Annotated in this window: 14 protein-coding genes; 6 read left to right on the plus strand and 8 right to left on the minus strand. The window is 62.8% G+C overall.

Annotated features, from left to right (window positions below):
- Nucleotides 1-30 precede the first annotated feature (30 nt).
- Nucleotides 31-3,795 carry an Rne/Rng family ribonuclease gene (locus ABQZ00_RS09210; RefSeq protein WP_323537425.1) on the minus strand — a complete coding sequence of 1,255 codons (3,765 nt, stop codon included), beginning with the start codon at nucleotides 3,793-3,795 and terminating at the stop codon, nucleotides 31-33.
- Between the two features lie 411 nt (nucleotides 3,796-4,206).
- On the opposite strand from ABQZ00_RS09210, the gene ABQZ00_RS09215 reads away from it, so the two are divergent.
- The gene (locus ABQZ00_RS09215) at nucleotides 4,207-5,193 is read left to right on the plus strand and encodes an RluA family pseudouridine synthase (protein ID WP_115553841.1); all 987 of its coding nucleotides are present in this window, start codon (nucleotides 4,207-4,209) and stop codon (nucleotides 5,191-5,193) included.
- Nucleotides 5,194-5,355: 162 nt separating this feature from the next.
- On the opposite strand, the gene ABQZ00_RS09220 is transcribed toward ABQZ00_RS09215, so the two are convergent.
- From ABQZ00_RS09220 to ABQZ00_RS09235, 4 genes are all read right to left on the minus strand, one after another.
- Nucleotides 5,356-7,164, minus strand: a complete 1,809-nt coding sequence (locus tag ABQZ00_RS09220; RefSeq protein ID WP_323536994.1) for a DUF3300 domain-containing protein — start codon at nucleotides 7,162-7,164, stop codon at nucleotides 5,356-5,358.
- 308 nt (nucleotides 7,165-7,472) lie between these two features.
- Nucleotides 7,473-8,291 carry a zinc transporter ZupT gene (gene zupT, locus ABQZ00_RS09225; RefSeq protein ID WP_055854232.1) on the minus strand — a complete coding sequence of 273 codons (819 nt, stop codon included), beginning with the start codon at nucleotides 8,289-8,291 and terminating at the stop codon, nucleotides 7,473-7,475.
- A 240-nt stretch (nucleotides 8,292-8,531) separates the two neighbouring features.
- Nucleotides 8,532-8,954 carry an energy transducer TonB gene (locus tag ABQZ00_RS09230; RefSeq protein ID WP_311238242.1) on the minus strand — a complete coding sequence of 141 codons (423 nt, stop codon included), beginning with the start codon at nucleotides 8,952-8,954 and terminating at the stop codon, nucleotides 8,532-8,534.
- Nucleotides 8,951-9,307, minus strand: a complete 357-nt coding sequence (locus tag ABQZ00_RS09235; protein ID WP_055854238.1) for a 4a-hydroxytetrahydrobiopterin dehydratase — start codon at nucleotides 9,305-9,307, stop codon at nucleotides 8,951-8,953. The genes ABQZ00_RS09230 and ABQZ00_RS09235 overlap by 4 nt, the downstream gene beginning before the upstream one ends.
- Before the next feature lie 88 nt (nucleotides 9,308-9,395).
- Here ABQZ00_RS09235 and ABQZ00_RS09240 point away from each other — a divergent pair, with 88 nt between their 5' ends.
- The 4 genes from ABQZ00_RS09240 to ABQZ00_RS09255 all read left to right on the plus strand — a co-directional run bounded on the left by ABQZ00_RS09240 (nucleotide 9,396) and on the right by ABQZ00_RS09255 (nucleotide 14,109).
- The gene (locus tag ABQZ00_RS09240) at nucleotides 9,396-9,995 is read left to right on the plus strand and encodes an NfuA family Fe-S biogenesis protein (RefSeq protein WP_055854241.1); all 600 of its coding nucleotides are present in this window, start codon (nucleotides 9,396-9,398) and stop codon (nucleotides 9,993-9,995) included.
- Nucleotides 9,996-10,008: 13 nt separating this feature from the next.
- Nucleotides 10,009-11,835, plus strand: coding sequence for a transmembrane repetitive protein (locus tag ABQZ00_RS09245; protein WP_323536993.1), 1,827 nt, complete (start codon nucleotides 10,009-10,011; stop codon nucleotides 11,833-11,835).
- Between the two features lie 139 nt (nucleotides 11,836-11,974).
- Nucleotides 11,975-12,655: a TraX family protein gene (locus ABQZ00_RS09250; protein ID WP_323536992.1), complete on the plus strand. Its 681-nt coding sequence runs from the start codon at nucleotides 11,975-11,977 to the stop codon at nucleotides 12,653-12,655.
- Nucleotides 12,656-13,338: 683 nt separating this feature from the next.
- Nucleotides 13,339-14,109 (plus strand): hypothetical protein, encoded by a 771-nt coding sequence (locus ABQZ00_RS09255; RefSeq protein WP_323536991.1) that lies wholly within the window; start codon nucleotides 13,339-13,341, stop codon nucleotides 14,107-14,109.
- 124 nt (nucleotides 14,110-14,233) lie between these two features.
- Here the strand turns inward: ABQZ00_RS09255 and ABQZ00_RS09260 are convergent, their stop codons facing one another.
- On the minus strand, nucleotides 14,234-14,890 hold the full coding sequence (locus ABQZ00_RS09260) for a DNA-binding protein (RefSeq protein WP_323536990.1): 657 nt from the start codon (nucleotides 14,888-14,890) through the stop codon (nucleotides 14,234-14,236).
- Between the two features lie 105 nt (nucleotides 14,891-14,995).
- Here ABQZ00_RS09260 and ABQZ00_RS09265 point away from each other — a divergent pair, with 105 nt between their 5' ends.
- Nucleotides 14,996-16,084: a site-specific integrase gene (locus ABQZ00_RS09265; protein ID WP_323536989.1), complete on the plus strand. Its 1,089-nt coding sequence runs from the start codon at nucleotides 14,996-14,998 to the stop codon at nucleotides 16,082-16,084.
- A gap of 56 nt (nucleotides 16,085-16,140) precedes the next feature.
- Here the strand turns inward: ABQZ00_RS09265 and hyoA are convergent, their stop codons facing one another.
- Together hyoA and ABQZ00_RS09275 are read right to left on the minus strand one after the other, a co-directional pair.
- Nucleotides 16,141-20,490 carry an NACHT domain-containing antiphage protein HyoA gene (hyoA, locus tag ABQZ00_RS09270; RefSeq protein WP_323536988.1) on the minus strand — a complete coding sequence of 1,450 codons (4,350 nt, stop codon included), beginning with the start codon at nucleotides 20,488-20,490 and terminating at the stop codon, nucleotides 16,141-16,143.
- 191 nt (nucleotides 20,491-20,681) lie between these two features.
- Nucleotides 20,682-24,668 carry a HEAT repeat domain-containing protein gene (locus ABQZ00_RS09275; RefSeq protein ID WP_323536987.1) on the minus strand — a complete coding sequence of 1,329 codons (3,987 nt, stop codon included), beginning with the start codon at nucleotides 24,666-24,668 and terminating at the stop codon, nucleotides 20,682-20,684.
- Between the last annotated feature and the right edge of the window lie 132 nt (nucleotides 24,669-24,800).

Here is a 24,800-nt window from a genome sequence, read left to right on the forward strand (position 1 = left end):
TCGGGCCAGATCGACCAGGCGTTGCAAAGATCAGTGATCGTCGCGCGGCTTGTTGCTGTCGTCTTCCTGTGCCGACGCAGTGCCGGCGTCAGCTGAGGGCGCTGCAGGCTTGGCGGCTTCGGAGACGACCACGGTCGGCTTCGGCTTGTCGGCCGCCTGTTCCTGCACCTGTACAGCTGCCTGCGGTGCTGCTGGCGTCGACTGCTCTGGCGCCTTGTGCGGTACCGACGTTGCAGCCGCCGACGACGCAGGTGTTGCGTCGGCCTTGGGAGCCAGCGCGTCCAGCATGGTCGTCTGCACCGGGGCATACGGCTTGCGCACCGGAGCTGCCTGCGCATCGTCCGATGCTGCGGCGGCCTGCGGGACCGTGGCGGTGGATGTCACAGCGACATCTACCGAAGGCTTGCCCCCATTGGTCGGCTCGGCATGTGGCGCCGCGGCTGTGACCACGGCGGCCGGTGCCGCAGATGTTGCCGTTGCTGCAGGCGTCTGTTGCTCGGTAACAGGCGTTGCCGGCGCCGGCTTCACAGGTTCGGGTTGCACCGCACGCGTGACGGACTCCGATTGCACCGCAGGCGTTGCAGTGACCGCTGAAACAGCACGTGCCTGCGCATCGGCCGACGGTGCCGCAGCCGCAGTGTCGGCCGATGCGTTGGGCACCGGCTTGACCACCGTTGCTTCGACCACCGACGCGGCCGGGGCAGAAGGCTCGACAGGCTTGGTAACCGCAACCGGTGCAGCGTGGGCTGCCTCAGCGTTGGGCGTTGCAGTTGCAGGTATCGCAGCCGCTGCCGTATGGGCGGCAGCGGTCGATGCAGCCGCAGCCGGAGCGTCACCCGAGGTCGCGTCAGCAACCCGAGCGTGCGTGACGACCGGGGCAGGTGCCGAAGCCGCAGCTGTCGGGACAACCGGGGACGGTGCAATTGCCGGAGCCGCAACGGTCGGCTGTGCCGCCGGCGCAGCCGCCACTGTTGCTCCATCGCGTGCTCGGTCCGCTGCATCGGCAACCGGTGCCGATGCCTGCTGCGCGAACGACGATGCAGCGTTCGAGACCGGCGCGGTGGTCGACGTCATGTCGCTGTCCGATTGCGTTTCCGCACGTTCTTTCGGAACCGGACGCGGTTTCGGCGCTGCCGCTGCAGTGGTCTCAGGCCTGGTACGGGCAGCCGGGGCCGGAGCGTCATCGTCGAAGTCGAACTCCGGCTGGCCTGCACGCGGAGCGGCGGATGCCGAGTTCTGCGTACCGGCTTCGTCGCCCTCGTTGTCACCATCGAGATCGCCGTCTGAATCACCGTCCAGATCGTCCGTTTCCAGACCATCGGCGTTGCTGCCGCCTTCACCATTTGCACCGGCGCCACGACGACGACGACGACCGCCACGACGGCCGCGACGACGACGGCTTCCACCTTCGCCATTGGCCGCATCGTCGCCCGACGCGTCCTGGGTCTGGCCATCCGCACTCGCGTCGACGCCGTGATCGGCGGTGGACTCACTCACCACAACGTCGACCGGATGGGCCTGATTGGCTTCGTTCGCGGTGGTTTGTGTGTTGGCAGGTGCAGCGGTGTCGGCAATGGCCGCAACAACAGTCGAGGTGGTTGCCGTTGCTGCGGTCGACGTCAGCGTCTGTGCCGAAGCTGTGCCTTCCTCATCCTGACGCGCCGGGCGCGGCTGCCGCTCGGACGGCACGCCGTCCTGCTGTGCAGGTGCACGTGGCGGACGCGGCGTCTGGTTCTGCTGCTTGGGCTTCTGCTGCTGTGGCTGCTGTTGCTGTTGCTTCGGTGCCTGCGCTTCGTTGCGCGGCGGCTTGGGTACCTGCACCTGCTGCTGGGCCTGGGCGCCAGCTTGTGCGGCCTGGCCGTTCTGGCCATTGGCCGGCTGACGGCGCTCGTCGCGACGCTCCTTGTTAGCACCGTTGCCGTTGCCGCGCTGCTGATTGCCACCGTTGCCGTTGCGGGCATCGCGACCGTCGCGACGTTGACCGCCACGCTCGCCGCGCTCGTTTCGGTTATTGCGGCCTGCATCGTTCTGGCGCGGACGCTGGTTCGACTCGGCTGCAGGAGCAACCGGCTCGACACCACCGAAGATGCGCTTCAGCCAGCCAACCACACCGGTGACCGGCGCCGGAATCGGCACAGTCACGACCGGTGCCGGCGCGGGAGTCGGTGCGATCGGGGCAGGGGCCTCTTCACGCACCGGAGCCGGCTGGCTCGGTTTGATCGAGGTCACCGCAGGCGCTGCCGGAATGTTCAACTGTGCTTTGGTCAGCGCATGCACCGGCAACTTGCGCGGCGTGCCGCGCTGGTAGCTGGGCTTGCCGCTGTCTTCGCCCAACTCGTTTTCGCGCAGGCGGGTGACTTCGTAGTGCGGCGTGCGCAACTGCTCGTCGGCGACGATGATGATCGGCGAATCGTGACGCTGCTCGATCTCACGCAGCGCGCTGCGCTTCTCGTTGAGCAGGTAATTGGCGATCTCCACCGGGGCCTGGACCAGCACCTGTCCGGTGTTTTCCTTCATGGCGTGTTCTTCAGCCACGCGGATGATCGACAACGACAGCGATTCCACGCTACGCATGCGGCCATGGCCATCGCACAGCGGGCAGACGATCTGACTGGACTCGCCCAGACTCGGACGCAGGCGCTGACGGCTCATTTCCATCAGGCCGAAGCGCGAGATGCGGCCCAGCTGCACGCGCGCACGGTCGTACTTGAGCGCGTTCTGCAGCTTGTTTTCGACTTCGCGCTGGTGCTTGGTCGACGCCATGTCGATGAAGTCGATCACCACCAGGCCGCCGAGGTCGCGCAGGCGCAGCTGGCGTGCGACTTCTTCGGCCGCTTCCAGGTTGGTCTGGAACGCGGTCTCTTCGATATCGCTGCCCTTGGTGGCGCGCGAGGAGTTCACGTCGACAGCGGTGAGCGCTTCGGTCTGGTCGACCACGATCGAGCCGCCCGACGGCAGCCGCACGTTGCGCTCGTAGGCGCCTTCGATCTGCGATTCGATCTGGAAGCGGTTGAACAGCGGAATGTCGTCGGTGTAGTGCTTGAGCTTGCGCAGGCTCTGCGGCATCACCTGCTTCATGAATTCCTGGGCGTCGGCATACAGCTCCGGCGTATCGACCAGGATTTCGCCGACGTCGGCGCGCAGGTAGTCGCGCAGTGCGCGGATGATCAGGCGCGATTCCTGATAGATCAGGAACGCGGCCGGCTTGCTCAGCGCAGCCTCGGCGATCGCCTTCCAGGTCTGCAGCAGGTAATCCAGATCCCACTGCAGTTCTTCGGCGTCACGGCCGACACCGGCGGTGCGGATGATCACGCCCATGTCGTCGGGGATATCGAGCTTGTCCAGCGCTTCCTTCAGCGCGGCACGGTCTTCGCCTTCGATCCGACGCGACACGCCACCGGCGCTCGGCGAATTGGGCATCAGCACCATGTAGCGGCCGGCCAGCGAAATGAACGTGGTCAGGGCGGCGCCCTTGTTGCCACGCTCTTCCTTGTCGACCTGCACCACGATTTCCTGGCCTTCGCGCAACAGCTCGCGAATGGTCGACTTGTTGTGGTCGACGCCGGCCTGGAAGTAATCGCGGGAGATTTCCTTCAACGGCAGGAAGCCATGGCGCTCGGCGCCATAGTCCACGAACGCCGCCTCCAGAGAGGGCTCAAGCCGGGTGATACGGCCCTTGTAGATGTTGGACTTCTTTTGTTCCTTGGACGGCTGTTCGATGTCGATGTCGTACAGGGTCTGGCCGTCCACAATCGCCACGCGCAGTTCTTCTGCCTGCGTTGCGTTGATCAGCATTCGCTTCATTGTTGCGTTCCTCACGCGCTCTACCGCGCGGAACGCCGTGACGTTTCGCCTCTGGAACAGCTTGTCGGCCCTTCGCGCAACGCGCGGACAGGCCTGACCAGGGTTTCCAGCGCTGCAACACCACGGCAGGCCGCGGGAGCGCTTGTCTTTAAGTTTTATAGGTGTTTCAGGGCCGGCAGCCGCGTCCGGACGGACCGGGGCAGCGCACGGGACATGTTCAGCGCAACGGTCAAAAACCGCCGGCGATGGCCGGGTAGGCCGGTGAGCCGCTAACATGGCCGCCCCTGGGGCGGTGGTCGCGCACTGTGCCGGAATCATCGGAAGTCAGGCTTCTGGCCTATCAACTTCCAACGAAATCAAACCCTTATCTCGCTCGCCGAGTGTAACAGAATAAAGAGCCGGATGACCGACCCCCAGCCCCCCAAGCCGCCCGCCGACCGTGTGGGCGTGCGTATTCTCAAAGTTCCGGAAGACCGCGCTGGGCAGCGGCTGGATAATTTTCTGCTCGGCCAGCTCAAGGGTGCGCCGCGCAGCCTGATCTACAAGCTGGTCCGCAGTGGCCAGGTGCGGGTGAATGGCGGGCGTGCCAAGGCCGAGCGCAAGCTCGAAGGCGGCGAGGAAGTGCGCATTCCACCGGTGCGCGTCAACGAGGAGGGCGACAAGGCAGCGCCGCCGTCTTCGTTTATGGCGCGGCTGGAGGCGTCGATCGTGTTCGAGGACGCGCGCCTGCTGGCGCTCAACAAGCCCACCGGCGTCGCCAGCCATGGCGGTAGCGGCATCAGCTTTGGCGCGATCGAGACCTTGCGCGCGCTCCGCCCGAACCAGACCCTGGAACTGGTGCACCGGCTCGATCGCGATACATCCGGTCTATTGATCGTGGCCAAGAAACGCTCCGCGCTGACGGAGTTGCAGGCGCTGATGCGCGAGGACGACCGTGTCGAAGGGCGCGGCATCACCAAGCGCTACCTGACCTTGCTGGTGGGGCGGATGCCGGACGGCGTCATGACCGTCGACGCACCCTTGCATATCGGCCTGCGTCAGGGCGGCGAGCGGCATGTGCAGGTCAATGCGATCGGCAAGCCGTCGCTCAGCCACTTCAAGCTGCTGGAAAGGCGCGGCGGGCACTCGTATTGCGAAGTGCGCATCGAAACTGGCCGCACTCATCAGATCCGCGTGCATGCCCAGCACCTGGGCCACCCGGTCGCCGGCGACGATAAGTATGGCGAGGCCGAGGTCAACAAGCGCCTGCGCGATCAGCTGGGTCTGAAGCGGCTATTCCTGCATGCGGCCTCGCTGGAGTTCGCCTTGGATGCGGGCAAGACTCCTTACGTGCTGAGCGCGCCGCTGGCCCCGGAGCTGGCCGAGGCGCTGGATCGGCTGGGGCGCTGACGCAGTGATTTCAGGCGCGCTTCTCAGGAGCGCTTCAAGTATCTGCCGCGTGATGACTGTGGCTCAGCGGACCTGGGCGGTGCCGGGATCTCAGCTTGGTGAGCCGCTCCAGGGAAGCGGCCGTCACAGCCGGCCACTACGTCGAAGCTCTGTCAGCCACGCTTAGCTGTCGTGATGGTGGTCGCGATGCTGAGGTGCCTGTGCACGAGCGGGCGGACGTTGCGCATGCATTTCTGCCGGGTGGGCAGGAGTAGGGCGCGGAGGTGCGAAGGAAACCATGCGCTGCGGGTGCTGTTGCGGCTGGGCCTGGGGGATAGGCCGCGGCTCCTGGCGCGGCAGCAGTGACTGCGCACGTTCCATCCGTTGCGGTGGCGCCAAGGCAGCTTGCTGAGGTGACGCAGTCCGCTGCTGCTCGTGCATCTGTGGAAACTGGAATTGCGCCGCTGTTGGCGCACGATGAGGGGCATCGTGTGAGTCGAGGTTGGCAAACGCAGCGTGTGCCGTGACTGCTGGAGGTGCTTGACGGGTCGCTTCGAACGCCGGCATGCGGGCCGCAGTGCTCGCCTGATGCAGCGGCTGTAATTGCGCCATGCGCTGTTGTGCAACCGGTGCCGCGGATATGCGGACCGCCGAATGCGCGCCAGAGGCGAGCATCGGTGCGGGGATATTCGTTGCGCGTAACGTTGTCTGCGCCTGCGACGGCATATTTGCCGGCATCGTCGCTGCAGCACGCGTTGCCACTGGGCGGCCAGGCTGCAGCATCTGCCGGTCAAAATGCGGCGCTGACAAGTGCGCATAGTCGGGCGGACGTGGAGCGTTGGCGGGCGAGGGCGCTATGCGATTGGGGCGCTGCAGGTTTCTGAGCGACTGCGCACCTGCTGCCGCGGCGATCGGCAAGGCCGCGCGGTTGACTGGCAGCCCTGTCGGCGTCAGTCCGGGAACCGGCGTAGATGCCGCAGTGCTGTTGGGGCCATACCGCTGGTTCTGCCGCACGTACGAGCGCGCGTCGATATAAGTGCTGCGGTTGTTGATGATGGTGGTGCGCGGCGCATAGATGTGGTTCTGGTACACCACGTAATGCGGTGCGGCCGGCGGTGCGTTCCAGTCCACGCCCCAGCTGTTCCAACCCCAGTGATGCCACGCCGGTGCCGATGCGGCCCATCCGAACCAGCCGTGGTGGCGTTCCAGTGCGCTGCCGACCAGCACGCCGACGCCAAACGACACCACTCCGGTGGTTACCACATCGCCCTGGTCGTACCAGCGCACCGGGCGATAGCGATAGTCGCGATAGACATCGACCGGCGTGCCGTAGACCACGCCCGGGTCGTAGCGCGGCACGTACACCAGCTCTGGCTGCGCGGGTTCGATGGTGATGACTTGCGACGGCGGCGGAACACTTTCGCCATCCAGGATCGGCGTGACCACCACATGCCGCGCCACCTGGACCTGCTGTTGCGGCGTGCTGCGCAGGTGGCCGCTGGCTTGAGCGCGCTGGCGCATGATCTGCACCGCGTTGAGGACATCGTTGGGGTCATGCGCGTACGCATCGCCGAGCGCGCGGGTCCAATCGAGATTGCCGGCCAGCTGGTCCACCACATCGGGGAAGGCGGTCAATGCCTTGATGCTGGGATCCCACGGCTGCGACACCGTGGCCTGCGCTCGGTCAGTGGCCGCCAAGTTGCGATTGCTGTGCAGCCAATCCTGCGCGGTGAGCACCTGATCCGGGTAGACCGAAGCCGCCAGGGTCTGGGCCAACAGCTTGTCGGGAAACAGGGCGATCGGAGCGACCAACCGATACAGCTGATCGGCCGTCGGCGGCGTGTAGGCCGGGGCTGTGGAGGCGGTTGGTTCGACTGGAGCCGCTGCGGTTGCCGAAGGTACGGTGCGTTGGCAGCCGACCAGTGCCAAGGCGCCGCCGGATGCGATTGCCAGCGCCAAGCCAATGCGCCCCTGTGACCATGTGCGTTGCATACGGCACCTCGCTGTGTGCGCGTTGATGACGCGCGTACGATGCGCCGCATTCGATGTCTGGAAGCTTGCTGACATGGTGCCGGTAATGGCCTGGCACGGCAGCGTTCAGGAGGACTGCGCGTTGACGAATCGCAGCGCCGCAGAGCGTGCGCAAGGCCGCCTGTGCGTCACAACGTCAGGGCAGTATTTGGTGGCACGCGCGCACGTTGCCTAGCAGCGGCGTCGGCCCGGACCATGCTTGCATGCGGAAAACCTCAGCTCTCACAACAAGCAGCACAGGTTGTTGCTCGCGACCGGCGCGCCACGCCTCACGGCGCCGCGAAGCGGAACAACACCAGACTGATCGCCAGCGTGGCCATACCCGATACCAAGCCGTAGACCGTTTCGTGGCCTTGTGCGTAGCGCTTGGCCGCCGGCAGCAGTTCGTCCAGTGCCAGGAACACCATCACCCCGGAGATGAGCCCGAACACCGTGCCGAACACCGCTTCGGACAACACGTTGGACAGCGCCAGATAGCCGATGCCGGCGCCGATAGGTTCGGCCAGGCCGCTCAGCAGGCTGGCGCCGAAGGCATAGAACTTGTTGCGCGTGGCGAAATACACCGGCACCGCGATCGCGATACCTTCGGGAATATTGTGGATGGCGATGGCGAATGCCAACGGCATGCCCACTGCCGGGCTTTCCAGCGTGGCGAAAAACGTCGCCAGCCCTTCCGGAAAGTTATGCGCGGTGATCGCGATGGCGGTCATCAGGCCGACACGACGGATGTAGGCGCGGTTGTCGTCGCGAAATTGCGGGTCGTCGGTGGACAGGCTCTGGTGCGGGTTGGGCACCAAGCGGTCGATCACCATGATCAGCAGCATGCCGCCCAGAAAGGTCAGCGTGCCGAAGGTAAAGCCCAGCTTGTCGTTGTAGGCGTTGGAAAATGCGGCGATCGACTTGTTGAGGATCTCCGACAACGACACGTACACCATCGCGCCACCGGCAAATGCCAACCCGAACGCCAACAGGCGCGGATTGGGCTTTTTGGCGAACACCACCATGAGACTGCCGAGGCCGGTGGCAAGTCCGGCGGCCAAGGTGACCGCCAGCGCGGTCCAGACGTTCTGTGATGACACCTCAAGCATGCGACGCGACGACCTCGTGGAGTGGGAAGCGATCCTGATGTGGTCAGTGCAATCACGCGACCATTGGCGGCAGCAGGATGGTCGGGTATGGATGACGAAGGCGTGGTGCCGAAGACAGCCGCACGTTCATGTGCAACCACCGGCCGGGGCAACCGGTGTCGATGAGCGATGCATCGCGGTGTCGAGCGTCTTGCCCGTCGTCGCTTAGTCAGAGCCGTTGCAGCACGCTGACTACTGCGCTCAACCGCCGCGGCGCGCGCGTTCTTCGATGGCGAAGCATTCGTCCGGACGCGGCACCGGCGGCTTGAAGGCGACCGGCACCTGGATGGTTTGCGGCACGGCCTGGCCATTGCGGGTGGCCGCCTTGAACTTCCATTCGCGCACACGCTTTTGTGCAGCGTCGTCCAGCACCGGCTGGCCGCTGCTCTGGGTCACCGCCACCTCGGTCGGTGTGCCTTCGGTACCGACGACGACCCTGAGCACGGTGGTGCCACCGACCCCGGCGCAGGCCAGCTCCGGTGCGTACTCAGGCGGCGGCGTCTTCAGCGCAGCAAGCTCTGTGGGGGCCACCGCAGGCGCGGCAGCCTGTTGCGGCGACTTGCCGCAGCCGCTGAGGCCGGCCGCCAGACACAGGCCGGCGAGGGCAGCGCGAGAAATGGTCATGCAGTGACTCCCTGATCGTAGAGTTGCGCGGTCTTGGCCGCGCAGATGAAGTCGTTTTCGCTCAGCCCGCCCACATCGTGGGTGGAATAACGCACCACCACCCGGTCGTAGTGCACACCCAGATCGGGGTGGTGGTCTTCGCGATGGGCAATCCAGGCCAGCGCATTCACGAAGGCGAGGGTGCGGTAATAGTCCGCAAAGCGGAAGGTGCGCGTGATGGCCATGCCAGCCTCGGCCAGCTCCCAGCCAGGTATCTGCGGCAGCAACTCGGCTAGGCGGGCCTCGCCAAGCTTGTGGTCACTACCCTTGCGCGGAAGGCAATGGGCCTGCTCCAGGGGAATCAGATCGGTCATGACGGTCTCGCAGGGGTGGCAGACGACGCACCCACCAGGATCACGGTGTTCCATGAGCGAGGGCGCTTTGGGCGGTAGAATAACCCGCATGATCCAGATATCCGACAAAGCCCAAACCTATTTCCGCAAGCTCATCGAACGCGAAGGCGTGCCCGGCATGGGCGTTCGCCTGAGCGCGGTGGACCCAGGCACCCCTCGCGCAGATGCCAGGCTTGAGTTCGCAGAGCCTGCGGACCTGAGCGGCGACGAGTGGGCCATCGACTGCGATGGCTTCACGTTATATGTCGCCGCCGCCAGCGTGCCGTGGGTGGATGGTGCCGAGGTCGACTACGTCACCCAGTCCACCGGCAACCAGCAGTTGACCATCAAGGCGCCCAAGATCAAGGGCGAAGCACCGGCGGATTCTGCCTCGATGGTGGAGCGCGTGCGCTGGGTGGTGGAAAACGAGATCAACCCGCAGCTGGCATCGCACGGTGGACGTGTGGCCGTGCAGGAAGTCTCGGCCGACGGCGTGGTGCTGCTGCGCTTCGGCGGCGGTTGCCACGGCTGCGGCATGGCCGATGTCACGCTGAAGCAGGGCATCGAAAAGACCTTGATGGGACGCGTACCCGGCGTGATTGCGGTGCGCGATGCCACCGACCACGCCACCGGCGACGCACCGTACATTCCGCGCGACAGCGCGGCCTGATTCCGCGTCACCGGTGACAACGGCTGCCGATCTGCTGCAGGCGCTGCGCGCGCGCATGCCGGCCAAGCTCATTCTGGATCGGCGCACCGGCCTGCCATACGGGTGGGCGATCTGGATGCGCAACCGCGACGACGCGGCGGCGCCGTTCAACGACGACCAGGTAATGGATGTGCTGTTGGCACGTCCATCCGCCGCCCATGGCGCAGGTGCTGCCGCGACGCTGACGCCGTTCCAGGCATTTCGCAGCCTGTGGTGGCAGCACTGGGAGCCACGCCCGACCGATCAGCGCCGGCAACACTGGCTCGCGCTGCTGGGCAGTCTGTTGATCCACATCGGCTTCATCGCGCTGCTGATCTGGGTGGTCACCGTGCGCTGGGCGCCGGACGACACCAAACCGGGCGAAGAGTCGCGTGTGCGCATGACCTTCATCGGTGACGGCGCAGCGGAGCAGGGGGGAGGGCAAGCAGAACCTTCGGCGGCGGCACAGGCAGCGTCTGCAGACGCTGCCGCCGCGCAGCAGGCCAGTGCGGGTGCGGCACCCGGTGAGTCTGCACAACCGACGACGCCCGCATCGGTACCGCCGCAGGCTGCCGCCGAGCCTGTCGATGCAACCAGCACTGCGCAGGCGCAGGAAAGCGCGCCGGAGCCGGTTACCGCCGCTGCCAGCGAGCCGGTGACACCGGAGGTGCCGCAAGTGACGGTGCAGGTGCCGGAAGTGACGATCGAATCACCGCTGCAGGTGACCGAAACTGCGGTCGCCACCAACGAGTTTGTGGTTCCTCCACCGCCCAGCATTACCGTGGCGCCGCGAGCGATGACGCCAACCGCGCCGCAGGTGGAGGTGCGTCAGCGCGAGATCCAGACCGTGACCGACCGGCCGCAGCTGCGCGAATTGCAGCGCCCGGCCGCAGCCGTGGCCGTGCGATCTGCCGATGCACCTTCCGTGCGCGAGCGCGAAGTGGTGGTGCCGGACCGGCCGCAGGTTGCAGCACCGACGATGCGTCCTAGGGAAGTCACTCCAACCGTGCGCATGCCCGAGGTGGCGGTGCGCACCACGGAACTGCCCAACGTGCCGGAGCCGGCATCTACGCCGGCGCCTGTGCCGCCAACCGCACCGGCAACTGCCGCACCGACGTCGGCACCGCCTACATCGACAGCGAACGCCTCCGTTCCGCAGCCGGCATCCGCTACGTCCGCGCCGCAGGCAACAGCGTCATCGGCCAAATCAGAGCAGTCCAGTAACAGCGCTGCCGCAGCGTCTTCGTCAACCAAGCCCGCGACCAATACCGCTGCCGGGCCAGCAGCGGCGGACCGCAGTGGCGGCTGGGACGTCGCTGCAAATGCCGACGACTGGAGCAAATCCGACCGCAACCGTCGTGGTGAAACCACCGGCGCCAACGGCCAGCGCGATGGCATGTTCAATAGTGACGGCAGCGTGCGCGTGGCGGGGGCAGGCGATGCCGGCAAGGGAGCCGGCGACCGCGGGCCACCCGGCAGCGACACCGACACCTGGACCCGCGACCAGATCGCCCAAGGCGGCACCTGGCTCAAGCGCCCGCCGTACGGCTACACGCCGACCTCGCTGGATAAGTACTGGATGCCCAACCAGTCGCTGCTGCAGGAATGGGTGCGCCGCGGCTTGAAGAAGATCGAGATCCCGATCCCGGGCACCACCACCAAGATCAGCTGCGTCGTGTCGTTGCTGCAATTCGGCGGCGGCTGTGGCCTGAGCGACCCCAATCTCAACGATCAGCCCGCCACCGCGCGACCGCCGCCGGATATACCGTTCAAGCGGGAGCTGCAGGAGGACAAGGGGGCGGTGCGCCGTGAGGGCGAATGAGTGTGCTGCCCGATGAGCGTCCAGCACAGCCGGATGGAGCGAAGCGGGGCACGCGCTTGCATCAACACCGTGCGTCAATGCGCCTCCTGCCGGTGGGTGGGTGCCACGGCGTTTGCGGCGACCAAGGCGAAAGGTCTCAATGACCAGCGGCGGCCGTGAGTTTTTGAAATGGCTGGCTGCCGTCTTTATGACGGGCGATCACGCCCTGAAGATTCTGGGGCTGGGCTACGTCCCGGGCATCGCCGAATTGGGGCGCGTGGCCTTTCCGTTGTTTGCGCTGGTTCTGGCCTACAACCTTGCCCAACCTAACGCCGATATCGAAAAATCGGTCAAGCGCTTGTTTCTGTGGGGCATCATCGCAACGCCGGTGGTGGCGATCGCATTTCAAAACGTATTCCCGCTGAATGTGCTGTTGTCGTTGTCGTTGTCGTTGTCGTTGTCGTTGTCGTTTGCGTTAGCGGCTGCGTGCATTCTGGCAATCGAACGACGTCAATGGACGTTTTTGGCAGTGTGCGTATTGCTTGTACCGGCAGCGGTCGATTATCGATGGGCTGGTGTGGCCGTCGTGCTGGGCGGCTGGGTGTTCTGGCGCAATCCTTGGCAGTGGAGATTATCGAAAGGAATCTCTGCACTTGTGTTGCTTGTACTGCCGGTGTCGCTAATTTGCTTCTTTAGCGATACGTTTTGGGCGCTATTGGCGTTGCCTCTGCTGTTGCTTGCACGCATAAACATTCCCATTCCAAGCACCCGCAGTACGTTTTATTTCTATTACGTGGGCCACCTTGTTTTTCTGATGGGGCTATTTTATGCAGCCGTGTGATGTGGAAAGTCGGTCAGGTGTATGCGGGGCAAGAAGGCGCCGGAGCTCATGCGGGACGTCAACAGTGATGGCAAGGCTGTCAGCACACCCAGCCCGGTAGAGGAATGCTAGCTCTGAAACCGAAGTGTTCTGACATAATATACATTATGCGAACTCATGGTACTTTGGAGCCTGTTGCGTAGAGAGAGCCTGGAACCGGGCTCGGTAAAGCTGTGAATTTCTCCCCTTGCTCGGCGAATTCACAGGTTTACGATGCAGTTCGGGGAAATCACAGCTTGATCGATACGGTGCCGCATTGGGCTCCTGGGGCACCTACGCACTGCACTCTTTGCGCGCACTCCGGTCACCTAGCGCGGATGGATAAGCGGCGTATCCACTGTCCAGCCCGGTCTGCAGCAACGATCTTCTGCATGGCAATTTGCCTTGGAGGCCCCAAGTTCACCTGCGTGTCGGGGTCTAACCCTCAGGCGCGTTGCACCTAGGGCGCATGGTGGGCACATTCGCCAATGGTCGCACTCTGTCACTCCGGATTTCACCAGTCGCATGGCATCCCGTTTTTCGGACGCCAGGGAAATATGTCGAATGGCGCAGGAATGCTTAGTTGCGAACATCTATGAGTGAAATTGACTCAAGCTATGCAAAGGCCGTGCCGATATTTATCGCAAATCTAATGATTGGACTCGATGCATATCATCCTCGTTCTAATAATCGCAGGCTCTCTTTTTTGGGGGCTGCTGGCCTTTACTCCCTATCTTCTTGCCCACGGGTGGCCGGCATCGGTTGCCATTCCCTTTGTGACGCTCATTGATCTGCCATGCGGGTTAAGCGCGTTGTATCTTGTAGATCTCTTAAACTCGCACTACAGGAAAAATAACGAGTTCTTACGGCGATTCTACGCCGAGCTTCATGCTGACCTGCTCGTTCTACTGTTTTTTTCAGCCATACTTTTTGCGATCTTCAGCCTTGCCAGTACAAGCTACTCCTTGTCGAACATCGATATTGCATGCTTGGGCATACCCTTGTTTATTTATGCAATTGACACAATCGCTCGAGCTCGCGATCCAGTAGGGATCCTGCCATTTGGCATGGTCCGACGGCTTGCTTATATGACGTTGCCGGCGGTCATGTTAGTGGCTTGCGGATGGATGCTTATTCGCATCTATTCGGGTGAGGTGCCGGCAGCCGCTTCTTTGTGGGTACAGGTATGCATCTTTCTTGCAGGATTCTCTTCCTATGTGGCAGCCAAGCAACTGGGTTACTCCTTGAAGCATCGGCGTCTAGTTATTTCTCCGACGTTACAGCAAATATTTCTTCGGCTGAGGGGCGGCAAGCCAGGTATCTACGACGAGGCGGTTGTATTTGCGGAGCACTTCCAAAAAAAGATGCTGGTCGCCACGTCAAAGGCCGCCGCGGATCGACGGAAGTCCGTTAAACGGAAGAAGTCTAGGCGCTGATATTACCTTCCCGGACTAACTGGGGCTTGCCCAATTCAAGGTGGCTTATTCATACGCTCCATCGCTCAGATCCGATGAGGACCTTTGGGATAACTGCTAAACCACTCTTGCTCGAACTGCGAGGTCAGATACGGCCGCACGAAGGCCGATTGGGTGAGTTCCCGCAACCGCCCCACATGTGCTGGGTCAAGGTGTCGCGCTCGGCACGCGCTGCATCCTGCAACTCTTGAAGTTGGACCCGCAACAATTCATTGGCGCTTTCTGCGCCGAGGACGCGCAAAGCTGAGGCGTCACGCTGGTGGCTAAGTTCGGCCAGCTGACGTTGCAGCTGCTCGACAAGGCGTTCTAGCTCGGAAGTTCGTGCGGCGGCGAGTTGTTCTGCTTGCTGAGCGGCGTGGGTCACGCCTTTTAGTTGGGCAAGCTCGGCTTGCATAGAGTGCCGGTCGCGCTCCAACGTTTCTCGGGCATCTAAGAGGGATGCCCGATCAGAAGCCATTGCCACATCGGCCTGCGCTCGGGCTTGATCCAGCGCCAGCGTCCACCACTGCCCTGCCAGGGCAGCGACGGCTTCAGGCACGTTTGCCGTTGTGATCCGGACCCGACGGTCTGTTGCCAAGCGAGCCCCTAAACCCTGCCACCAAGTCTCCAGCCAGCGCACAACTGTGTTCGGTGACCCTGTGCCCAGATGGGCAGGGATGCGCTCGACCGTGGGTCGCTCGCCATCTGCAACAAGCGCATCGGCAGCGCCGTGCACGTCGGATTCGGTGATGCCTCTGGCCATTGAAACTGTCTCCCTTACTTGCGCCCTGCCCCGCAGTTGACGTACTCGCGATAAGTGATGATTATCGTGGGTAAAACGTCTATTTCATAGCGTAAATTACATACTATGAGTGATAACTCCACAGTTCTGGTCTCCGCGCAAACCGCCAGTAGCCTCGTTTTGCCCGAACAACTGGCCGAACAGGCCGCTGAGGCGGTCCGCGAACTGCTGGCCGAGGCCGCTGCCGCCAACACCACCCGCAGCTACGCGACCGCCTTGCGCTATTGGGCAGGCTGGCATGCGGCGCGCTATGGCATCGAGCTGACGCTGCCGGTTCCTGAAGCTGCGGTCCTACAGTTCGTGGTCGACCATGTGGTCCGGCGATCGGCCGAGGGCGAATTGACCTGGGAACTGCCGCCGGCGGTCGATCAGGCCCTGGTTGCTTCGGGATTAAAGGCCAAGCTTGGCGCCTGGACCCTGTCGACGGTGCGCCACCGGGTCGCGGTTCTGTCGACGGCGCATCGGCTCAAGCATCTAGCCAATCCCTGTGAGCAGCCTTCGGTCCGCACGGTCCTGTCTCGCGCTGGTCGCGCCGCGGTGAAGCGCGGCGAGCGACCACGCAAGAAGACGGCCATCACCTTGCACGAACTGGAGGCCATGCTGGCAACCTGCAATGTGACGCTGGAGGGCATTCGTGACCGCGCCCTGCTCTGCTTTGCCTTCTCTAGCGGCGGACGCCGACGCAGCGAGGTCGCGGCCGCTGACATGCGCGACCTGCGTCGCATCAGCGACAAGGGCTACATCTACCGTCTAGAGCACAGCAAAACACAACAAGCTGGCGTCACGGCTTCCTCAACGCCCGACAAGCCTGTGCTCGATCGCGCAGCGCTGGCGCTTGAGGAATGGCTGGCGGCGGCGGGTATTACTGAGGGGGCGATTTTTCGGCGTCTGTGGAAGGTGCGCGTGGGCCCTGCCCTTTCCCCTGCCGCGGTTGCGGAAATCGTTCAGCGCCGGGCACGTCAGGCGGGGTTGGAGGGCGACTTCGGTGGACACAGCCTGCGGTCAGGGTTTGTGACCGAAGCCAGCCGACAGGGCGTGCCGCTACCGGCGATTATGCAGATGACTGAGCACCGGGCAGTGTCAAGTGTTGTGGGGTATTTCCAGACTGGCGGTGCTACGGCGAATCCAGCTGCCCGTCTTCTGGAAGACGACTAGGCACCTTTCCTTCACTTACTGCCGCACGCGGCCTCGCTTAAGCGGACCACAGTATGCTAGCCGCGCATTGGTCTAAGGTCTAAACCGTACACCCTGACAAAAGCACCGTTTCCCATCCGAGCCATCAAAGCCTGCGCTTCCCCATCCAGCAATGCGATGAGTTCCTCAAACGACAGGTACAACTTCGATTCCGGGTGCTCCCACCTGCGCGTCTTGGCCAGAGTGATCACGAGTGCACCGGACCGTCGGTTCCCTGGCCTCATGTAGCGGCCGACAAGTTGATCGTTCAATGCCTCTCGCAGCTTTCGGACGGAGTAGCTCTTGCTATCCCCGACCTTGAGCTCAATCACCCCTTCCACGTCTGCAGCAGTAGATGTCAGACGAATATCCGTTTCCTTCTCATCGCCCGTGACGGCTTCCTGATTCACCGTATAGCCCCCGCGTGCGCGAGTCTCCAGCGCTTGTGCGATTTGGCGGCGCAGCAGTCGCTCCGAATGCGTGCTTGCCCATAACTCGCGCGATGACGTGTCCCGGGTCAGCATGTCCTGGACATCCAACAGACGTGCGTTGAGCAGAGAGGCCATCTCCGCTTGATTGCGCGGCGCCACTTCGAACGAGAGCTCGAACCTGTTGACCGCGTCCTCTGTGTAGATGCTGGTGTCCCACGCCTCAGCCAGCCCCTCACGCGCGAGCGTAAGAACGCGCTTGCTATACCGCGTCACCTCCGGATCACCCGCCAGCTGCCGCTTCGCTTCCCACGCGCCCGGCCCATTCTCTGCAAGTAGGGCGTTCAATAGTGCGTTGCGCGAGTATTCGGCGTCCTCGCGGCCGCCCCTGGAACGCTCACTCTCATAGTCCGTATCGTCCGCGACGCGCACATGCTTGTTGACCAGCCGCACGAGCCTGAGAAGGAGATACGGCTGCCCTTTAAAGGCAGCCGTATCCAGCGCAGCCTGATGCCCGAACAACGTACCAAGCCAGCCAACGACAGGTGAGGTTGCAGCCGGCCTGATAGGCTCGGCGCAGCGTTCAATCGCGCTTGTAAACGCGATCTGATCGACACGGCCAAGCAGCGCAAGCCAGAACAGGAGGTCAGGCCCTTCGCCGCCGCGTTCCGAATGCTCGACCGCAGTGCTCCGAATAGCTTCCACGTCGGACGTATTACCGTGCGTCAGAAGTAGGTCGGTTGCGCCTCGGAGCTTCTCGACCAGCGCGGGCGCGAGGCCTGATTGGCTGATCGCATGGAGTGTCCATGCTCGAAGGCGTGGGAGCAAAAGTGCGACCACGGACGGCGACGCGCTTCGCAGTTGATGCAGGGAGGTCGCGTGTCCGCGATCAGCGGTTTCGAGCTCATCGGTGAGCTCGCCGCCCAACACCGCCTCAATAGCGCCGGGGTGTACCGCAGCGAGATCGTCCACGAACGCGGGCATGCCACTGTACTCGTGGGGCACATATCGGCACGCCAGCTGCGCTTCCTCCGCTGACAGTTTCGAGGCCCAACCTGGACGCTCCGCCTCGGCGTAAATACCCATGAGCCCCACCCGCATGTGCTGTTCGACAAGATTCTTCTCATCAGCAGGCCGTTCAGAGCGAAGCGTCGGTGTGCTCAGTCGCCAAGCGCGGCCAAACACGTCTTGCATGCGATCGATCACGCGCAGGTCGAAGAATCCTTCCAGGAATTTTCGTCCCCAACCATCGCGTCCCTGCTCACGGGCACCAAGCTCGACGACCCGCCACAAGTTGTAGGCAGTAAGCGTCAAGCGATCCTCCGCATAGGGCGCGTGGCTTCCCACGAGTTCTCGGTGGAACTCAATCCAGCTTGCGATGCCCTTAGAGTGCTTCCTCCGCTTCGCCTCATCTCGCTCTGCCTGCTTCTGCTCCCACGCAGCGACCTGGCGCGGCGCGGCGAGTGCAGCTTCGAAATCCGAGACGCGCTTTGAGAGCGGCGAATGGTCGGCCACAGCCGCCCCCAGCTTGGCGACCCATACAGAGTTGTCATCCAGGCGATGCGTAGCATCGATCGCGAGCTCGACGGCAAGCTCGCGCTCATACGGTGCGCCCGCTTGGTTCTCCGCGGCAGCTGCGATCCAGTCGAGGTCTTTCTTCGGATCAAGCGTGAAGCTCCCAAGATTCTGCATAAGAAAGAGTCGCGAGACCGCGTTCCGTTTCTCGGTCGACACAAGGCCCTTCGTCAAGCGCGACTGCGCCCAAAAAATTTGACCTCGCAAGTCGCTCTCCGCCGCGTCGAGCGCATGATGTAGGGATCGCTCTTCTCTGCTGACGCCCTGGTCGCGAGACTGCAGTAGGCCCGCTAACGCACATGCTTGGGTCAACTCTCTATCAACCTGACCCGCGCTCAGCCGCTTAACACAGACGCTTTCCAGCGCAGCAACGAGGTCATGGCGGGCGCTTGAAATTCGATAGATGTTCGCGTCCCAAGAGAGCGCAGACCCAACCAGATCCGAAAGGCCCGTTGTTAGCTCCTCGAGCGTCTCGCGGTTCAGTTGCGCGCGTTCGATTATCAGGGGCAAGTGCGCACCAACGCCGTTTACATCGCGCTTCTTCGCTTCCAGCCGCCGAAGGATTCCAATGAGCTGGCGTGCAGACACCTGCGCTGGGAAGAGTTCCACGACCACACTTCGCAGCACGCGATCAGGCCAACCCGCGCTGTCCTCTCCCATCTGATCAAGCAGCGCAGGAACTCGCGCGTCGGAAAGTGCGGCCAGCGCGAAAAGCGCTTGCGTGCGATCTGCGGAAGTTTGTTCCTCGCCAATCGCAATTGCATAGGCCAAGTCAGCATTGGCAAGCATCCGCCCCGCGCCGATCAACCCCAGTAGCGTCTCCCGGACTTCCGGATTCTCGATCGGCCGGCTCAGTAGCTCACCCACGAGATCTCCGAGCTCCGCTGAGGCCAACCGCTCCACTTGAAGGGCCGGCACCGACTGCCCCCGCCATCCGCCTTGTCCATAGGCCTCGACGTAGCGGCGCAGCGCAGCGCGTCGCGTATCGCCACTAAGCGTTTCCGGGTCGCCGTGGTCCAGCAGCACAATCGGTTCGCGCCCAATCACCTCCGCGCATACAGCGTTGTGATCGCGCGCCAGCCAAGCCGCCACTGGCCGCATCGACGGCTTGACCAACTGCTCTCCCTCCGGTGTGGTCGTAAACAGAACCACAGATAGATCCCGATCCGAGAAATTGGCGCGCGACATCGCGAGAAGGCGCTCAGACGCCAGAAACTCGATCACTGAGCGGTGGTGGAAGCGAACGCGCCCGTAGTTTGCGAATCCGAAGAGCGCACGCTCAAGCAGAGTTCTGATCTCATCCCTATTCCAATCAGTCAGGATGCTTGCTGGATCTAGTGCATTGTCCCCTGAACCGCGGTCGCCGTCCGTGCTGTGCCATATCACCAGCTTTCGTGTCAAAAGGACTGCGAGCGCTAGGCGGCGAGCGCCCTCGCGTGCTTTTTGCGCCGATAGCGCCGCAGGCTCGGTTCGGTCAATTCTTCCCTGCAAATTGACCCGAATGCTGTTGTCGACCTGATCGCGATGCGCGCGAATTCGCCCGTGCACTTTCCAGTCATCACAGAGCTCAAGAAAGTCCAAGGGGCGGCGCGCATATTCGTGTGCATGGCGGGAAGCAATGGTCGCAAGAAGATCATCTGCGTTCCCAACCCCCTGCTGCTCGGCGATTACCCGCATTTGGGAGTCCGAAAGCGGGCTCAGTTCGACGAAACGCCACGGCGGCGCGCTTTGCTTCGGAGCAGGCGGCTTCACGCCCATCGCGATACGTGCGAAGGCATCTTCCCCGCCCACTTCCGCCAGCGGCTGAGGCACCGGTAGACGATCACGGATGATCTCCTGATCAAGCGGAACAGGGCGAGTCGTGAGAACGATGCAGGCGCGGCCAATATGACCATCGAGCGCCCTTGCGAAGCGAGCAAGCGTCCGGTCGAACGAGTGCATCGTCAGGCGCAGCTCGTCAATCGAGTCCAGAAAGAAGTACGCCCGCGCATCCCGGGATGACTTCCATTGCCCGAGGCGCTCTACCTTCTCATCCTCGATGAGGTAGTCCTCCAGCGATTCGGTTGCCAGTCCAGAGAGCTCGATGAAGAACGCAGCGTGCCCCTCGCCCCAGAGCCGCCGCGCCTGCTCGCGGCACTCTTCGGTCTTCCCAACGCCAGCTTCGGACACGATCAGGACGCGGTCCGACTCCAAAAGTGCCGTCCAGTCCACCTTGCTTCCATAGCGCGCGGCCCGGTACGAGCCGCCATCCTCAAGGGGCGAGCGCGTCGTCTTCGGAAGGTCTTGAAAGGTGCGTTCGAGCGGGATGTGAGGCATCTTGATGGGCGACGGCGTGGTCGGCGGCTGGATTTCCGAAGTGTGAGGGATACGCTGGCCCCACTTCAAACTCGGACTGAGGCAGATCGGCGCTAAACCCTATGAGCAGTGCAGATGCTCGATGCTGACTACACCTACGCAGAGGCTGCAACGTGGGCAACCTGTCTAACCAAGGATTTCGAGGCGCCCGTACGAGTTCGGGCGTCAGACGCTGTGATAGAGGTCGAACTTGCCCACAGCTGCCGTTCGCTCTGCGCCGATCACATCGCTTCGCCCCCAAAGGGCGCCCCAATTCTCTCAAGCGCTTTGCCCGCGACACGGCGGATTTCCCGCTCCGAGTCGTCTAGTAGATGCGTCGCCTTCTGCTTGATCGCTTCCTCAGTCAGATAGTGGGTCTCCAGAAGACCGCACGCTGCGCGCCGATACGCGGGATCAGCGTCGCGAAGTAGAGGCTCAAGTCGCTTTACATCGTCAACCGCCAGCATGGCCGATTTGGAGAGGATCTGATGAAGTGCTTTGGCGGGCATGGTCTTGCCGAGCGCATGATCGACGACGTACGCCCCCGTCTCCAGCGATTCCTTCGTGCGTCGCACCAGCGCGGCAACTGCAGCGTCGCGGACGTCGCTACGCTGATCACCAAGCGCCTCAAAAAGGACTTCATCCACGCACTCGTCAAAGCACGCCATCGCTTCGAGTAAAAGACTGCGCGGGCTGTCGGGAACAACTCCGCCCATCTGCGGATAAGGTCCCTCATGCACGCTCCAATGCGCCATCGCGCGCGCCGACATCTCCCAGAGCTCACCGACGCCTGCGCGTGACAGGTCTATCGCCAGCGAAGCGGCGGCCTTTGCAATGAGCGCGTTAGGCGCAAACAAACCGTGCTCCAAGGCAGATCGCAAACTGTCAGTCAAAGGCGGCGCGAGCTCTCGTATCTGTTCGAACACATGCTCTAATCCCTCGACCTGCGATCCTGCTGCCCGCTCAATCAGGAGCTCAGCCCCGTGCCCTCCCAACTGCCGAGCTAGATAGGCAGCACCTGCAAATGAGTATCCACGCGACTCGCGCAGAAGATGTCGGACCTCCACCTCCGATGCAGGGCCTAGGCCATCGAGCAGATTCGCCGCAAGTGCAATGAACCAACTCGAAGGATGTAAAACGGCCTCGACTAGTTTGCCTCGTTCCAAGTCCAAAGCGCGCACGCGTTCCCACGCTGGATCGGGAACATCCACCTTCGCCGGATCGAATGCAAGCCACCAAGGCGCGGTCGATCCGCCTTCGAGTGTGCGCGCTAAAAGACTCCCTGCTTCCCAGCCGAGCACTTCTCGGTCCAAGCCGGACACGCTGGCCAGCGCACGAATCACTTGGTGCGCCATGGACATGTCAACCGGCTTTGTCCATGCACCAAGGTCTGAGTAAGAGGTCTCGAGGAAGCCTGTGAGGCGCAGGAATGCGCTGAACTGGAGCATGGGCTGACCCGAGAGTGCCGGGTCCCTCGATATTCTTGTAGGCGATGCTAAAGCCCCCAAGATGACGTCGGTAAGCGCCTGCTCCGCGTGAGTCCCCTTTGCTGAATCGTTTGACGCCCACATAGACTTCATGTTGTTGATGAACTGCTCATACGACCCACTCGCGCTCTTTCCGAGCTTGCCTACTGTTCGTGTAAGCTCACTCTGGAATGACACCGTATCGACTGCGCCGTGCTCCAGCGCTTCGAGTAGCGCATCGATTTCTGATTCCGAGCGCTCAAGGCGCAAGCGCGCGCCGATGCGCAGTGCAAGGCGCTGCACCAGATGGACATCGGCTGTGCGCCTCCCAAGCCCGATACCCCCGAGCAGCAAGCTGCGCGGGCGATCTGTATTCGCGCACCCTTCCTTTACCGCCGCAACTGCTTCGTCGAGCCGGTAGTGAGCCTCTCCCGCTTCAGCGGCGCACGTCCATGCCACGAGACGCGTCCAGGAGTGCCTATCCGCCAAGTGGACCGATGCGAAAATGCCGACTTCATCGCGATACAACGCGGCAAGGTCCGCAAGCATCGCTCCGATCGCGTAGCTATCTTCTTGATCTTCAGAGGCCACGATTCGCCAGGCCCGCTCCAACAATAGCCTGAGAGTGGAGGCAGTGAGGTGGCCTCCATTCGCAATCCTCAGCGCCTGTGAGGTTGCGCCGACGAGCTTCACAGGCGCGACCCGGAAGACTGCATCAATGATCTCCTCTCCGAGACCAAGTTCCGCCGCGAAATTGAGCACTTCCGACCAATTATCCGAACCGATGTGCTTTTCAATCATCGCTTGGCGCCAAGCAGGAGGTCGGCCGTGCAGGAAGCGTGCGGCAGCAAACTCGGCAAACGTCTTGTGCATGAACGCAAGAAGGTCGCGCTGCGCGTGATGAAGATGCTCGACCAGCCCGACGTCCTGCCAATAGGCGGCTGCGTTGGAAACAATGTCCAACGCTTGAAGGCGCGAAAGTTTGAGCTCCTCTGCAAGGTAGCCCGCGCAGCACTGCTGCATCTCCTCCAAAGACACCAGAGGATTGGAGATGACCTGCCACCCTAGGTGATCCAGCACACTCGCAAGCACAGGCTCCGAGAGCTTCGTATCCTTAGTTCTCCGATTTGAGGCCGATACAGCGAGCTGAAATAGGCTCCGGTAGAGCGCAGCTGGAGTCGCGCCGAGCTCCCCGCCCCTCAGAAGCAGCGACGCGGCCATCCCAAGTAGATGCGGCGTCCATACAACGCGCGACGTTGGCCCCTTCTGCATGGCGACCGACGCGATGGCGTCGGCTCGTGAAGCAATGCTTGGCTGAGATGACGCCGCTGCTCGCAGGAGGATCGCAAGATGCGTCGCGGCCGCAGCGTCGTCGAAAGTCAGAAGTTCGTAATGCCGCCACGCAGCAAGGGCTGATGTGTGATATCCGATAGGTCGCGTTGCAACCACAACTCGCAGATCAGGATATCCCGCCGCACACTTCGCGATCTCTACCGCTACCATTTCTTGCCCGGAGTGGCATTCGTCCAATCCATCGCAAAGCAGCACCCAGTTTCGAAGCCCTGTATTCCTCGCTACCTGCTCTGGCACACCCGACCCCGACAGACCTAGGTGCAGCGCGCTTTCTAGGAAGCTGCTCCCAGCGTTCATGCGGGCAGCGACTGCGCTCAATTTCACTTTGAGCACCGGGTAGCCATCCGTTGCATAGACCTGCGCAAGGCGTGTCAAAAGGGTGGTCTTTCCGGTACCAGGACCTGCTACAACAACGGCGCGTGTGTAGAAGCGGCCGATCCATTGGCCGCTCAGCTCCTCATCATGGTGCCCCGGACCTCCCGAGCGGCGCCCTTTCTGATACTTCGACAATGCCGCAGCCACGTCGTTGTCGTCCCGATCGGGAACATCAATGACGACCGCCTGGAGCTGAATCCAGGCCACGCTCATCAGAAGCGGCGACTGAATTCCTACCACGGAGAAGCTCTGGTTCGTTTGCTGCACCCAGTCGCAGACGTTCGCTTCTGCCTGCAGCAGAGAGCTGCCCTGCGCGAGGATCGTTCCCGACGAGCCGAGCAGCATGCGGAGCGAGAGGCTTGTCCAGCGGCCCCGGCACTCGATCAAGCGGTGCGCGTCGCGATACAGCACGCCCCAGATCATCTCGGAGGACCCGGGGCGCGCATCCACGCCTGCGAGAACGGCCTTAACCGACGTGACGGAAGCACCGTCAGTCTCAGTCGCATGCACGGTATGGATGCGCAGACGGGCGCAGGCCGCCTCCACGGGAATGCCGTGGGTGCCGAGGAGCGTGTGCCAATGCTGCCCAAGGTCGGTAAGCGCGTCGGTTCTGCCATCTGCTAACCGGCGCAAATCCCCCCCCAGCTTTGGGATGCTCCTTGAACTACAAGGCGACGCGACGAGAACCCCATATGCAATTGAGCCGTCCACCACGCCGCGTGCCAAAAGCAAGAGCGCGCTCCACAAGTCGCTCGAACCGCGTAAGCCCTTCTTGACTTGCACCTCGACGACCTCCCCACCCGCGAGCTCGAGTCGGATGTCATCACCGGCCCCACCGCTCTCGGCTGAGACAGCGACCGGAACATCGTCCATGATGCCCGGCAACCACCCGAGTGCTACTCCGCGGATGAGATGTGCGCCTGCAATCGCCGTGACCCCTGCTTGGAAATTGAAGCCACCACCCGCTGCGGCACCACCAGCACTCCCGCGCCCCTCCTTGGCCGGCGCCGCACCGTTCCCTTTGCGCTTAGGCACCGATCGACTCCTTATTGCGCCGGATGCTTTCCGATGGGGCTTTAGTATGCAACTTCCAAGAGCAAGCGGTTCAACGACGCTCCTCACAGAAATATGAAGTTCGCGGCGGCTTGAGTTGCCTCGTGGCCATGA

Source organism: Xanthomonas sp. WHRI 10204, from assembly GCF_040202875.1.
In the GTDB taxonomy this organism is placed as follows: domain Bacteria; phylum Pseudomonadota; class Gammaproteobacteria; order Xanthomonadales; family Xanthomonadaceae; genus Xanthomonas.